Origin of the sequence: Neorhizobium tomejilense, assembly GCF_964254135.1 — a bacterium.
Lineage (GTDB): Bacteria > Pseudomonadota > Alphaproteobacteria > Rhizobiales > Rhizobiaceae > Neorhizobium > Neorhizobium tomejilense.
Genome location: NZ_CAXUSO020000001.1, coordinates 3,704,407 through 3,717,922, shown reverse-complemented (window position 1 = coordinate 3,717,922; position 13,516 = coordinate 3,704,407). Strand labels below are relative to the sequence as shown.

Annotated in this window: 14 protein-coding genes; 9 read left to right on the top strand and 5 right to left on the bottom strand. The window is 61.8% G+C overall.

The features are described 5' to 3' along the window. Positions 1–1,065 carry a histidinol-phosphate transaminase gene (hisC, locus tag ACSQ3G_RS18530; RefSeq protein WP_436111055.1) on the top strand — a complete coding sequence of 355 codons (1,065 nt, stop codon included), beginning with the start codon at positions 1–3 and terminating at the stop codon, positions 1,063–1,065. 164 nt (positions 1,066–1,229) lie between these two features. After that, positions 1,230–1,889, top strand: a complete 660-nt coding sequence (locus ACSQ3G_RS18525; RefSeq protein WP_105423289.1) for a YiaD family glycine zipper/OmpA-like lipoprotein — start codon at positions 1,230–1,232, stop codon at positions 1,887–1,889. Between the two features lie 29 nt (positions 1,890–1,918). On the opposite strand, the gene ACSQ3G_RS18520 is transcribed toward ACSQ3G_RS18525, so the two are convergent. Together ACSQ3G_RS18520 and ACSQ3G_RS18515 are read right to left on the bottom strand one after the other, a co-directional pair. Beyond that, positions 1,919–2,560: a LysE family translocator gene (locus ACSQ3G_RS18520; protein WP_046637341.1), complete on the bottom strand. Its 642-nt coding sequence runs from the start codon at positions 2,558–2,560 to the stop codon at positions 1,919–1,921. Between the two features lie 19 nt (positions 2,561–2,579). Then, positions 2,580–3,494: a polyprenyl synthetase family protein gene (locus tag ACSQ3G_RS18515; protein WP_436111054.1), complete on the bottom strand. Its 915-nt coding sequence runs from the start codon at positions 3,492–3,494 to the stop codon at positions 2,580–2,582. Positions 3,495–3,624: 130 nt separating this feature from the next. Here ACSQ3G_RS18515 and mtgA point away from each other — a divergent pair, with 130 nt between their 5' ends. The 4 genes from mtgA (at position 3,625) to ACSQ3G_RS18495 (ending at position 5,971) form a co-directional block, all read left to right on the top strand. Continuing rightward, entirely contained in the window at positions 3,625–4,371 is a 747-nt protein-coding gene (gene mtgA, locus ACSQ3G_RS18510; RefSeq protein WP_371681943.1) for a monofunctional biosynthetic peptidoglycan transglycosylase, read from the top strand. Positions 4,372–4,442: 71 nt separating this feature from the next. Then, positions 4,443–5,090: a glutathione S-transferase family protein gene (locus ACSQ3G_RS18505; protein WP_436111053.1), complete on the top strand. Its 648-nt coding sequence runs from the start codon at positions 4,443–4,445 to the stop codon at positions 5,088–5,090. A 149-nt stretch (positions 5,091–5,239) separates the two neighbouring features. Beyond that, positions 5,240–5,425 (top strand): 50S ribosomal protein L32, encoded by a 186-nt coding sequence (gene rpmF / locus ACSQ3G_RS18500; protein ID WP_038546808.1) that lies wholly within the window; start codon positions 5,240–5,242, stop codon positions 5,423–5,425. A 138-nt stretch (positions 5,426–5,563) separates the two neighbouring features. Beyond that, positions 5,564–5,971 (top strand): hypothetical protein, encoded by a 408-nt coding sequence (locus ACSQ3G_RS18495; RefSeq protein WP_046637345.1) that lies wholly within the window; start codon positions 5,564–5,566, stop codon positions 5,969–5,971. 12 nt (positions 5,972–5,983) lie between these two features. Here ACSQ3G_RS18495 and phaR read toward each other — a convergent pair whose 3' ends face one another. Further along, positions 5,984–6,559 (bottom strand): polyhydroxyalkanoate synthesis repressor PhaR, encoded by a 576-nt coding sequence (gene phaR / locus ACSQ3G_RS18490; RefSeq protein ID WP_038546804.1) that lies wholly within the window; start codon positions 6,557–6,559, stop codon positions 5,984–5,986. 260 nt (positions 6,560–6,819) lie between these two features. On the opposite strand from phaR, the gene ACSQ3G_RS18485 reads away from it, so the two are divergent. Beyond that, positions 6,820–8,001 carry an acetyl-CoA C-acetyltransferase gene (locus ACSQ3G_RS18485; RefSeq protein WP_105403823.1) on the top strand — a complete coding sequence of 394 codons (1,182 nt, stop codon included), beginning with the start codon at positions 6,820–6,822 and terminating at the stop codon, positions 7,999–8,001. A gap of 141 nt (positions 8,002–8,142) precedes the next feature. Next, entirely contained in the window at positions 8,143–8,871 is a 729-nt protein-coding gene (locus tag ACSQ3G_RS18480; RefSeq protein ID WP_105403824.1) for a beta-ketoacyl-ACP reductase, read from the top strand. 251 nt (positions 8,872–9,122) lie between these two features. On the opposite strand, the gene ACSQ3G_RS18475 is transcribed toward ACSQ3G_RS18480, so the two are convergent. Together ACSQ3G_RS18475 and ACSQ3G_RS18470 are read right to left on the bottom strand one after the other, a co-directional pair. Further along, entirely contained in the window at positions 9,123–9,380 is a 258-nt protein-coding gene (locus ACSQ3G_RS18475; protein ID WP_037081355.1) for a YMGG-like glycine zipper-containing protein, read from the bottom strand. Between the two features lie 41 nt (positions 9,381–9,421). Next, a complete protein-coding gene (locus ACSQ3G_RS18470) occupies positions 9,422–9,577 on the bottom strand; it encodes a DUF3309 family protein (RefSeq protein WP_007775119.1) in 156 nt (51 codons plus the stop codon). 724 nt (positions 9,578–10,301) lie between these two features. On the opposite strand from ACSQ3G_RS18470, the gene ACSQ3G_RS18465 reads away from it, so the two are divergent. Further along, positions 10,302–13,514: a helicase-related protein gene (locus tag ACSQ3G_RS18465; RefSeq protein WP_436111739.1), complete on the top strand. Its 3,213-nt coding sequence runs from the start codon at positions 10,302–10,304 to the stop codon at positions 13,512–13,514. Positions 13,515–13,516: the final 2 nt, after the last annotated feature.

Genomic DNA, 13,516 nt, shown 5'->3' with positions numbered 1-13,516 from the left:
ATGAGCCGATACTGGTCGCCGATCGTCAGGACGCTGAAACCCTATGTCGCGGGCGAGCAGCCGCGCATCCAGAACCTCGTGAAGCTGAATACCAACGAGAACCCCTACGGGCCTTCTCCGAAGGCGGTCGCTGCTATCCAGGCGGCGGCGGACGATGCGCTGCGGCTTTATCCGGATCCGTCCGCCACGGCATTGCGCGAAGCGATCGCTGCACATTTCGGCGTGCAATCGGATCAGGTCTTTGTCGGCAACGGTTCGGACGAGGTGCTGGCGCACACGTTCCAGGCGCTGCTGAAGCACGACAAGCCACTGCTCTATCCGGACATCACCTACAGCTTCTACCCGACCTATAGCCGGCTCTACGATATCGACGTCGTCGAAATTCCGCTCGATGAGGGCTTCCGGATCAGGCTTGCCGACTACGACCGGCCCTGCGGCGCGATCATCATCCCGAACCCGAATGCGCCTACCGGTATCGGCCTGGCCCTCCCGGAGATCGAGGCGCTGGTGGCCGCGCATCCCGACGTGCCGGTCGTGGTGGACGAGGCCTATATCGATTTCGGCGGCGAGACGGCCGCCAGCCTGATTGCCCGCTATCCAAATCTCCTCGTCATCCAGACGCTGTCGAAATCCCGCTCGCTGGCGGGCATGCGCGTCGGTTTCGCGCTCGGCCAGCGGCATCTGATCGATGCTCTGGAACGGGTGAAGGACAGTTTCAATTCCTATCCGCTCGACCGGCTGGCCCAGGTTGCCGCGACCGCTGCGATCGAGGATGTCGCATGGTTCGAGACCTGCCGGCAGAAGATCATCGCGACGCGCGACCGTGTCAGCAACGAATTGCTCGCGATGGGTTTCGATGTTCTGCCGTCGCAGGCCAATTTCGTCTTCGCCAGGCATCCGGCTCTCTCGGGCGCCGAAGTCTATTCAGCGTTGCGGGCCGAGGGCGTTCTGGTGCGCCACTGGAACAAGCCGCGCATAGAAGACCATCTGCGCATCTCGATCGGCACGGATGCCGAATGCGACCGGCTGCTGGAAGTCCTGAAGACCCTGCCGGCCGCCGGCTGATCGCGGTTCTTCTTTCTCCACATCGGATCTCTCTGCGGGGTGTCTTGATCGGTCCGGTTCCGGCCGTCCTTTGGGTCAATGACGAAGATATGCCGGCCTCCTCGCTATTGCCGCAATTCATGGTAAATGAGGTGGCACCACTGACGACGGGGACATTTGTTTACATGCTGAAGAAAATCGCAATCGTCGCACTTTGCGCGACCTATCTTTCCGCCTGCACCACGACCGACCCCTATACGGGCGAGCAGAAGGTTTCCAACACGGCCGGCGGCGCTGCCATCGGCGCGGGCCTCGGCGCGCTTGCCGGCGGCTTGACCGGCGGACGCCATGCGGGCCGCAATGCGCTGATCGGTGCCGGTATCGGCGCGCTCGCCGGTGGCGGCATCGGCGCCTACATGGACAATCAGGAAGCGGAACTGCGCGCCCAGCTGCAGGGCACCGGTGTTTCGGTGACCCGCGTCGGCGACCGCATCATCCTCAACATGCCGTCGAACATCACGTTCGCCACCGACCAGGACCAAGTCATCCCGCCGTTCTACCGGACGCTGGATTCCGTCGCGATCGTTCTGAACAAGTTCAACCGCACCCTGATCGACGTCAACGGCCATACGGACTCGACCGGCAGCCTGCAGCATAACCAGGCGCTCTCCGAACGCCGCGCCGGTTCCGTCGCCAACTACCTCGGCAGCCGTGGCGTGGACCAGCGCCGCATGTCGACGATGGGCTTCGGTCCGTCGCAGCCGGTTGCCTCCAACGCGACCTCGGACGGCCGTGCGCAGAACCGCCGCGTCGAAGTGGCGATCGCGCCGCTCACCCAGGGCTGATCATAAAAGTCTGAGGGAAGGCGAGCCGCTCAGATGCGGCTCGTCAGCAACTTCAGGCCGGCGACGCTGTAGAAAACCGCCATCGTTCCTTCGATCCAGCGCCTTGCGGCCTTGTAGCCGCGCAGCGCATGGGATGTCGAAAACACCATCGCATAGGTGGTGAAGATCAGCAGGCTCGAACTCATGCAGACGGCGATGATCAAAAGGATCGCCGAGGTCGGCGCATTTTCCGGCAGGCCGAGCGAAATGATCGCCAGCCATGCAAAGATCGCCTTCGGATTGGTGACGTGGACCGCATAGCCGCGCAGCCAGAGCTGGCGGGCGGTATAATTCGTCCGGGCATTGCCGAGGGCGACCTTGGAATCCGGCAGGCGCGCGGACTTGTAGGCCTTCCAGGCCAGGTAGATCAGGTAGATGCCGCCTAGCACCTTCATGATCTCCAGCGCGATCGCATAGTTGCGCAGCAATGCCGCGAGACCGAGTGCCGCGGCCGTCGCCCAGGTCAGCGAGCCGCTGGCGATGCCGAGCGCGGTGATCAGGCCGGCGCGGCGGCCTTGGGAAATCGAGGTGCCGATGATCGCGAAATTGGCCGGGCCGGGGCTCGCGACGTTGATGACATAGGCAACGTAGGCCGGCCACATGTAGGGCAGATAGCTCAGGACATCCGGCATTCTCGTTTCCTATCCCTGTCTAGTTTTCCCGGCTGGCGATGAAGCGCGCGGTCTCCTGCAGAATGGACGCCCTTTCGCCATAGGGCGCAAGCAGTTCCACGGCCTCGGCCGTCAAAATGTCCAGCCGGTTTTCCGCCCAGGTTATGCCATGCAAGGCTACGAGTGTGCCCTTGCCGCGGCCCGCATCCTTTCCGGTTGCCTTGCCCAGGGTGGCGGCATCCGAGGTCAGGTCGAGCAGATCGTCGGCGAGCTGGAAGGCGAGGCCGATCTTCTGGCCGAAGAGCCGCAGCCGCTGGCGATGCTCCGGCTCGGAACCGGCGATGATCGCACCCGCTTCGCAGGCAAACCGCAGCAGGGCACCTGTTTTCATCGCCTGCAATGTGGTGATGCCGGCCTCGTCGGGCGGCGATTTTTCCGCGGCAAGATCAAGCGCCTGACCGCCCGCCATGCCGCCTGGTCCCGCGGCGCGGGCAAGCGACAGGACGAGTTCCGTCTTCAGCCGGTCGGCGAGTACCGTCTCCGGTGCGGCGACGATGTCGAAGGCGTAGGTCAGCAGGCTGTCGCCGGCGAGGATGGCGGTCGCCTCGTCGAAGGCCTTGTGCACGGTCGGCTGGCCGCGGCGCAGGTCGTCATTGTCCATCGCCGGCAGGTCGTCATGGATCAGCGAATAACAATGCAGGCATTCGAGCGCCACTCCGACCCGAAGCGCTGCCTCTGCCGGCCCGCCGAGCAACGTCGCGCTCTCGCGCACCAGGAAGGGCCTCAGCCGTTTCCCGCCATTCAGCGACCCATGCCGCATGGCGGCCATCAGCTGCGCCGGGCGGGTCGTCTCGTCGGAAAGAGGGGTATCGGACAGGAGAGACGAAAGCAGGGCTCCCGTCTCGGCGGCGCTCTGCCGCAGGCGTGTTTCGAATGCCGTTTTCGCGTCCGTCATGGCCGCTGTTTGGCATGCCGAGTGTTGGCTGGCAACGGCGATTCACCAGGACGTGCGAAGTTTTCGGCGCCAGACTCGCCTTGGCCACGTTGAACGGTTATGAAACTCAAAACGAGGGACGAGTGCGATATTGGACATCACACCCGAACAGCAGTTGCAGGAGGAGGAGCCCGTGAGGGCCGGGTGGAGACGGCGCCGGGTGTCCGGCAATCTGATCCGCCGGATCGTGCAGATCGCGATCGCGCTGGTGGTGCTGCCTTATCTGTTGATTTTCGTTTACGCGCTGCCGTTCACTCGTCCGGTCTCGACGCTGATGCTGTCGGAACTCGCGCTGTTTCGTGGATACGACCGGCGCTGGGTAAACCTCGAAGAGATTTCGCCCAACCTCGTCCGATCGGTAATGATGTCCGAGGACGGCCAGTTCTGCTTCCATGGCGGCGTCGACTGGAACCAGATGCGCGGTGTGGTCGAGGATGCGCTGGACGGCGAGGCGACGCGCGGCGCGAGCACCATCCCGATGCAGACCGCCAAGAACCTGTTCCTGTGGAACGGCCGTTCCTTCATCCGCAAAGGCATGGAACTGCCCCTGGCACTGGGCGCAGACCTCGTCCTGTCGAAGTGGCGGATGATGGAAATCTATCTGAACATCGCCGAGTGGGGGCCTGGCATCTATGGAGCGGAGGCGGCCGCGCAATATCATTTCAAGGTGCCGGCTTCGAAACTGAGCCCCCGGCAGGCGGCGCTTCTGGCCGTGGCGCTTCCCAATCCGATCACCCGCGTTGCAAGCAGACCGAGCCGCGGCGTGCAGCGGCTTGCCGGTGTCGTCGAGCGCCGGGCGCGCGGATCCGGCGACTACATCAAATGCATTTATGGGTGAGGTTTATCGTTTTCATTGGTCGCACCGAGCAGGGGCCACTATAGGCTAATAAACCAACCGGAGAGCGGCCCATGGAAAAGCTTACCCTTTATATCGGCAACAAGAATTATTCCTCCTGGTCCTTCCGTCCATGGATCGCGCTGACGGCGGCCGGCATTACCTTCGAAGAGGTGCTGATCCCGTTCGATTTTCCCGCCGGCAATCCGAAATACAAGCCGATCTCGCCGACCGGCAAGGTGCCGGTGCTGCACCAGGGCGACATCCGGGTCTGGGAATCGCTGGCGATCATCGAATATGCCGCCGAGCTTTTCCCGGACAAGAGCATCTGGCCGGAAGCTGCCGCCGATCGCGCGGTCGCCCGCTCCGTCTCGATGGAAATGATTTCCGGCTTCCGGGCGCTGCGCAATGCCTGCCCGATGAACATGCGCCGGCCGAAGGGCAGGATCGAACTTGCCGACGGAGTGATGGACGACGTTGCTCGCATCGAGACGATCTGGCGCGAACTGCGGGCGAAATCCGGCGGGCCTTTCCTGTTCGGCGAATTTTCCGGAGCGGATGCAATGTTTGCGCCTGTCGTCAGCCGTTTCGACGTCTACGATCTGACGAGTGACGCGGAGGCGCTCGCCTATATGACGGCAATGAAATCTCATCCGGCCTGGCTCAAGTGGCAGGAGGCCGCACTTGCCGAAACCTGGGTCGTCCCGGAGGACGAGGCTTAAGTCGCATATTTCTCAAAAAATCCGGGCAGGGACTGGTCAAAGCCCGGTAGGGCATGTATAAGCCGCCCAAATTTCCGAGATCGAGACATGTCCAATCGGCCTCAGTTCCGGCCGGGGATTATGTTTTGCACGCAAGTGGAGTAACGAAAATGGCTGTACCGAAGAGAAAAACGAGCCCGTCGAAGCGCGGTATGCGCCGCTCCGCAGACGCACTCAAGGCTCCGACCTATATCGAAGACAAGAACTCCGGCGAACTGCGCCGTCCGCATCATGTCGATCTGAAGACCGGCATGTATCGCGGCCGTCAAGTTCTGACGCCGAAGGAAAGCGCATAAGCGTTTTTCGTTCTATTGCATCAAAGGTCGGCTCCGCCGGCCTTTTTTGTTGCGCGAAGACTTGTTTTGCCGCGCCGAAGACTTGCGAAAGCAAGGCAAGCACGTACAGTCCGGCCATATCGACTGGAGTCCGAGACCATGCTTGCCGCATTGCCGCTGATGATCATCCCGTTCATTCTCTATAACCTGGGCATGCTCGGCATTCTGGGTGGCGGCGGGGTCGCGTCGCTCGGCAACGTCATCAGCTCGCTTCAGATGCTGTCGGGTGCCGTCTGGACCATGACGCTCGGCGACGTGATCATCGTCATCTCGCTGGTCTTCCTGTTCGTGGAAATCCTCAAAGCAAGCCGCAACGGCCGCGGTTCGCTGATCAACCACATGCTGTCGATGCTGGTCTTCATCGCCTATCTGGTCGAATTCCTGCTGGTGCGGGATGCCGCGACGCAGATCTTCTTCATCCTGATGACGATCACCTTCGTCGACGTCATCGGCGGCTTTGCGGTAGCAATCCGCTCGGCCGGCCGCGACGTGTCGATCGGGCTCTAGGCGCCCTTCAGGTCAGAGATTATCGAGGCGGCTCTGCAGGTTGCGGAGCTGTTCCTTCAACTCGTCGATATCCTTGGCGTCGGTCTTCTTGGCGGCCGGTGCCTGCGGCTGTCCGGCAAACGGCGAGAACATCTGCATGGCCTGGCGGAACATGTCCGTGTTGCGGCGCACCTGTTCTTCCATCATCTGGATCGGCATCTGCAGGTTCTTGCTGAGCGGCGTATCGCCGAAGGCGCGTGTCATCTGTTCGCGCATCTGAACCTGCTGGTCCGTGAAAGCCTTCATCGAGTGTTCGAGGAAGGTCGGAACCACCATCTGCATCTGGTCGCCGTAATAGGAAATCAGCTGCCGCAGGAAGGAAATCGGCAGCAGCGTGTTGCCGGTCTTCGATTCCTGCTCGAAGATGATCTGCGTCAGAACCGAATGGGTAATATCGTCGCCGCTCTTGGCGTCCTGAACGGTGAATTCCTCGCCCTTCTTCACCATCTTCGCCAGGTCTTCCAGCGTCACGTAGGTGCTGGTGCCCGTGTTGTAGAGGCGCCTGTTGGCATATTTCTTGATTATGATTTCGCCTTCGGTCTTTGCCATGATTGCCTCCTGCTCCCGTCAATATGGTTTGGTCATTATCGACTGCCATGCTTCTCCCGACAGGAATGTAAGCCTAAATGACGAGGACTTACAAACGATTTGTGCGGCGCGGCGACGGGTTTGTTGCGCAGCAAACCCGTGAAATCTAACGGGCATTTTCGAAACGCCCGACGGGTTGGCAGCGGCGTTCGGCTGCCGTTTGACTCTCGGCTCAAGCTTTGCCAGTCTCGCAGGCAAATAACGGATAAGAGGAAACGTCCATGTCCAATCCATCCATCGTGATCGCAGCCGCTGGCCGTACCGCGGTTGGCTCCTTCAATGGCGGCTTTGCCAATGTGCCGGCGCATGAACTGGGTGCGGCGGCGATCAAGGGTGCGCTGGCGCGCGCCGGCGTCGAGGCGGCTGAGGTGGACGAGGTCATCCTCGGTCAGGTCCTGCCGGCGGGCGAAGGCCAGAACCCGGCCCGACAGGCGGCGATGAAGGCCGGCGTGCCGCAGGAAGCCACCGCCTGGGGCATCAACCAGCTCTGCGGCTCGGGCCTGCGCGCCGTAGCCCTCGGCATGCAGCAGATCGCGCTTGGCGACGCCAAGATCATCGTTGCCGGCGGCCAGGAATCGATGTCCATGGCGCCGCATTGCGCGCACCTTCGCGGCGGCGTGAAGATGGGCGATTTCAAGATGATCGATACGATGATCAAGGACGGCCTGACTGACGCCTTCTACGGCTACCACATGGGCATCACGGCGGAGAACATCGCCCGCCAGTGGCAGCTCTCCCGCGAGGAGCAGGACCAGTTCGCCGTGTCTTCCCAGAACAAGGCGGAAGCCGCGCAGAACGCTGGCCGCTTCAAGGACGAGATCATCCCCTATATCATCCAGACGCGGAAGGGTGACGTGACCGTCGAGAACGACGAATACATCCGTGCCGGCGCGACGCTCGATTCGATGGCTAAGCTGCGGCCGGCCTTCGACAAGGAAGGCACCGTCACGGCGGGCAACGCATCCGGCCTCAACGACGGTGCGGCGGCTGCCGTGCTGATGACAGAAGCCGAAGCCGCCCGCCGCGGCATCACGCCGATGGCCCGTATCGTCTCCTGGGCGACTGCCGGCGTCGATCCGCAAATCATGGGAACGGGTCCGATCCCGGCCTCGCGCAAGGCGCTCGAGAAGGCCGGCTGGCGCGTTGCCGACCTGGAACTCATCGAGGCCAACGAGGCGTTCGCGGCCCAGTCCTGCGCCGTCACCAAGGATCTCGGCTTCGATCCGTCGCTCGTCAACGTCAATGGCGGGGCGATCGCGATCGGCCATCCGATCGGCGCATCGGGTGCGCGCATTCTCAACACGCTTCTTTTCGAGATGAAGCGCCGCAACGCAAAGAAGGCACTCGCGACGCTCTGCATCGGCGGCGGCATGGGCGTTGCCATGTGCCTCGAAGCCATGTGACGCGATAGGATGATTGTGGATAATCCCGCCGGCGTTGCAAAACTTCGCGGCGGGCCTATCTCCCCGACGAAAGCAAGTCCAACTAGGTAAGTATCCAGTCACATAGAAGGACCGGATCACAACGCAAAAGGGGAAGACCGCATGAGCAGGGTTGCATTGGTTTCGGGAGGAACGCGTGGGATCGGGGCCGCCATCTCCGTCGCGTTGAAGGCGGCAGGTTATCGTGTCGCGGCAAATTTTGCGGGCAACGAGGAAAAGGCGAAAGCCTTCCACGACGAGACCGGCATTCCGGTCTTCAAGTGGGATGTCTCCAGCTATCAGGCCTGCGTCGACGGAATAGCAAAAGTGGAGGCCGAGCTCGGCCCGATCGAGGTGCTCGTCAACAATGCGGGCATCACCCGTGACGGCATGTTCCACAAGATGACGCCTGAACAGTGGAACGAGGTGGTCGGCACCAACCTGACCGGCCTTTTCAACATGACGCATCCCATCTGGAACGGCATGCGCGACCGGGGCTTCGGCCGGGTCGTCAACATCTCGTCGATCAACGGCCAGAAGGGCCAGATGGGTCAGGTGAACTATTCGGCGGCCAAGGCCGGCGATCTCGGCTTCACCAAGGCGCTGGCCCAGGAAGGTGCTTCAAAGAACATCACCGTCAACGCCATCTGCCCTGGCTACATCGCTACCGAAATGGTGCGGGCGGTGCCGGAAAAGGTGCTGAACGAGCGGATCATTCCGCTGATCCCGGTCGGGCGCCTCGGCGAGCCGGAAGAGATTGCCCGTTGCGTCGTATTCCTCGCCTCCGACGATGCCGGCTTCATCACCGGTTCGACGCTGACGGCGAATGGCGGCCAGTTCTTCGCGAGCTGATCTCCGGCATTAACCTTTGAGCGGGTTTCGGCGCATGGTGGTGCGCCGAAACGCTCGGCCTCTATGGTTAACAAATTGTTTTTGCACGACATCTTGCGGTGAACAAACCGCGAAACGGGTGATGTCGCCGATTCGTCGGCGATTCGTTCCGGCTTTGGCCAAGGGTTAATGGCGACGGCCTCTCAAGGCAAAACAAAACCGGCGCCGATTGCTCGGGCGCCGGTCCTGAGGGACTGGATTGTTGCTCGCGATTAGCGGCAACGGGCCTCGTAACGACGGCCGTAACGGTCGCGATAGATGCAGTAGCCGCGGCGTTCCGAGGACTGGCCGATCGCAGCGCCGACCAGGCCGCCTGCAACTGCGCCAACCGCCGCGCCACCCCAGCTATTGGTCACGGCGCCACCGATAACCGCACCCGTGCCGGCGCCGATTGCGGTGCCGCGTTCAGTTGCAGTACAGGAGGCGAGCGTGCCGATCATGCAGCCCGCAATCAGAATCTTCTTCATCATGTCAGTTTCCCTTCCCTTTGGTACACACGGCTACGCCGCTTTTAAATCCTGCCCATCAGCAGCAGGATAATGATGATAAGCACGACAAGGCCCAATCCGCCCGACGGACCATAGCCCCAGCCTCGGCTATAGCCCCAATTCGGCAACGCGCCAATGAGTAGCAGGATGAGGATGACGAGCAACACGGTTCCGAGCATGATTTTCTACTCCGCTAGACAATCCAGTATGGATTTGGCGAGGAAACGTAGCGCCGTGATTTTTGTTCCATCGGCTTGCAAACGTGTGCTCTCACGTGTGGTTAAACTGCGTTAGCCAATGTTAATGGCACCTGAACGCATTCGCTTCCGAGGTCTTTACCGCGACGATTTTCTTGCGGGTCTCTCGTGATGAGACCTACCATATCTTGTAAGAACAAATAGCGAAGATAGAGATGTCTGTGATTCGTCGGCGATTCGTTCCGCCTTTGGCCTGAATCTTAATTTCGTGCTTGAAGGAGGGCGGAACAGCCTGAATAGGTTGATGAAACATTAACCATATCAATGCATTGACTCTTACGATTCTTCGTGAAAGCGCAGCTTCGGGATGAGTCACGCGGTTGTATGCATCCAATCTTGATGCAGATTCACGATGTCGTGGGGAAATCCGGAGTCACATCAATATATAGCGGTGAACAAAAGCTGAATCGTCTTGAGTCTGCGATTCGTCTCCGATTCGTTCGCGTCTGTTCCTTTACGTTTAAAATTCGAATCGCCGAGCGTTGATTTGCGGCCTTCAGCGATCACTCTTCGGCCGCAAAACTATTCTTCAGGCTTGCGTTTGCCAGCCGAGATCGCCATGTGTTGCGTGGCTTCCAGTTTTGGGCGAAGGCGCGAGACCCAAGCCGTATGTGATGCGCGGAACCAGGCATTGAATTTCCAGCCCATGATGCTCAGCGGGCGCGGCGTCACCGCCGTCCTCGGACCCACCAATACCGGCAAGACCCATTATGCCATCGAGCGCATGGTGGCGCATGGCACCGGTGTGATCGGCCTGCCGCTCCGGCTGCTGGCGCGCGAGGTCTATACGCGCCTTGTCGAGAAGGTCGGTGCCTCGCAGGTGGCGCTTATCACCGGCGAGGAAAAGATCACTCCGCCCAACGCCCGCTTTTCCGTCTGCACCGTCGAGGCCATGCCACGTGAGACGAAAGCCTCGTTCGTCGCAATCGACGAAGTGCAGCTCGCGGGAGATCTCGAGCGTGGCCATATCTTTACCGATCGTATCCTGCATCTGCGCGGCCGCGATGAGACGCTGCTTCTGGGGGCGGCGACCATGCGGCCGATCCTTGAGAGGCTGTTGCCGGGAATAACCGTCGTCGAGCGGCCGAGGCTCTCGCAGCTCTTCTATTCCGGGCAGAAGAAGATCACCCGCCTGCCGCAGCGGTCGGCGATCGTGGCGTTTTCAGCCGACGAGGTCTATGCGATCGCCGAGCTTATCCGCCGCCAGCGCGGCGGCGCGGCGGTGGTGCTCGGCGCACTCAGCCCGCGTACCCGCAATGCCCAGGTCGGTCTCTACCAGTCCGGCGACGTCGAATATCTCGTCGCCACGGATGCGATCGGCATGGGGCTCAATCTCGATGTCGACCACGTGGCATTCGCCCAGGACCGGAAATTCGACGGTTATCAGTTCCGCAGTCTCAATCCGGCAGAACTGGCGCAGATCGCCGGCCGCGCCGGGCGGCATGTGCGGGACGGGACGTTCGGCGTGACGGGGCAGGTGGCGCCTTTCGAGGACGAATTGGTCGAGCGAATCGAAAGCCACCATTTCGATCAGGTCAAAGTGCTGCAATGGCGCTCGAAGGCCCTCGATTTTTCGTCGCTCAGGGCTCTGCGGGAAAGCCTGGATGCCTCCCCGACGCTGCAAGGATTGACACGGGCGCTTCCCGCGACCGACAGCCAAGCCTTTGATTATCTTTCGCGTTATCCCGAAATCAAGGACATCGCGACGACGCCCCAACGGGTCGAGAAGCTCTGGGAGGCCTGTGCGCTGCCGGACTATCGACGAATTGCGCCGGCACAGCACGCCGACCTTATTTCGACTCTTTTTTCCGATCTTGTACGCTTCGGGACGGTGAATGAAGAATTCATGGCGGAACAGGTCCGCCGCGCCGACCGCACCGACGGTGAAATCGACACATTGTCGGCCCGCATAGCGCAGATCCGGACCTGGACCTACGTCTCTAATCGCCCTGGTTGGCTTGCTGATCCGACACACTGGCAAGAAAAGACACGGGAAATAGAGGATAGGTTATCGGACGCGCTACATGAAAGGTTGACGAAACGCTTTGTTGATCGCAGGACATCTGTGCTCATGAAGCGCCTGAGAGAGAATGCGATGCTGGAAGCTGAAATCAGTGTGAATGGCGATGTCTTTGTAGAGGGACATCACGTCGGGCAATTGGCCGGTTTCCGGTTTACGCCCGTTTCGGGAACCGAGGGACCCGACGCCAAGGCGGTGCAGGGTGCCGCTCAGAAAGCGCTGGCGCTCGAATTCGAGGCGCGGGCCGCGAGGCTTTATGCCTCCGGCAACAGCGATCTGGCGGTCGGCTCCGACGGGTCCGTTCGCTGGCTCGGCGAGCCCATCGCCCGTCTTGCGCCGACCGAGCATGTCATGCGGCCGCGCGTCATCCTGCTCTCCGACGAGCAGCTGACCGGCAATGCCCGCGAACATGTGCTCGCCCGCCTCGAGCGCTTCGTCAACCATCACATCGCCACGGTTCTGAAGCCGCTCGACGATCTGTCGCGCGCCGAAGACCTGCAGGGCCTCGCCAAGGGCCTCGCCTTCCAGCTGGTCGAAAGTCTCGGCGTGCTGTTCAGGCGCGATGTTGCGGACGACGTGAAGTCGCTCGATCAGGATGCGCGCGCCTCGATGCGTCGCTACGGCATCCGTTTCGGCGCCTATCACGTCTTCATGCCGATGCTTCTGAAGCCCGCACCGGCGGAGCTCATCACGCTCCTCTGGGCGCTGAAGAACGACGGCCTCGACAAGCCCGGTTACGGCGATCTCATCCCGGCGCTTGCCGCAGGGCGCACTTCGGTGGTCGCCGATCCGACGTTTGAGCGGATGTTCTACAAGCTCGCGGGTTTCCGCTTCCTCGGCAAGCGTGCCGTACGGATCGACATCCTGGAACGACTTGCCGATCTCATCCGTCCACTCCTGCAGTGGAAGCCGGGCTCGACGCCGCGTCCGGAAGGGGCATATGACGGCCGCCGCTTCACGGCCACGACCGCGATGCTCTCCATTCTCGGCGCGACGCCGGACGATATGGAAGAAATTCTTAAGGGCCTCGGATATCGTGCCGACGCCGTGAAGCCGGAAGAAGCGCAGGCATTCCTGGCGGGCCAGGATGCAGGTTCCGTGAGCGCTGTTCCTGCAGCTGCTTCGGCTTCGGCAGGAGACGCGCCGGAAGCCTCCGACGGCGATGACGCCGATGCGAGCGACGCTTCGGCCGAGACGACGGCAGAAACCCCTTCGGCAGAGGTTGCGCCTGAGGCCACCCCGGTAGAGGCCGTGGCTGATGCTGCGCCGGCTGAGACGGCTACTGCAGAACCGGTTGCTTCGGAGGAAGCTCCGGCTGAGCACGCTGCGGCTGAAGACGTCACGGACGAGGCAAAGGCTGCCGAGACTGGAGAGCCAAAGCCGGTCCTGCTGTGGCGTCCGGGCGGCGGCCGTGAAAACAACCAGCGCGGCGGCCGGCCTCAGCATGGCGATCGCCGTGGCCATGGCGGCCAGCGCAACAATGCCGGTGGCGAAGCCGGCCAGCCGGCCCCGGGCCGTCGTGATGAGCGTCGCGACGGTGGTGGCGAGCGGCGTGATGCGCGCCCGGCCGGCGAACGCGGTGGCGAACGCAAGGACGGCGGCAAGCCGAACCGCGACAACAACCGCCGGCCAGACAACAACAATACCAACAACCGCGGGGGCGATCGCCCCAACCGCGGGGAGCGCCACGAAGGTGGCCCGCGTCCGGACCGCAACGACCGCGGCAAAGGGTCGCAGCCTGCGCGCTTCGAGGCCAAGCCGCCCCGCAAGGAGAAGCCGATCGATCCGGATTCGCCCTTTGCAAAGCTTGCAGCTCTCAAGGAGCAGATGAAGAAGTAAGG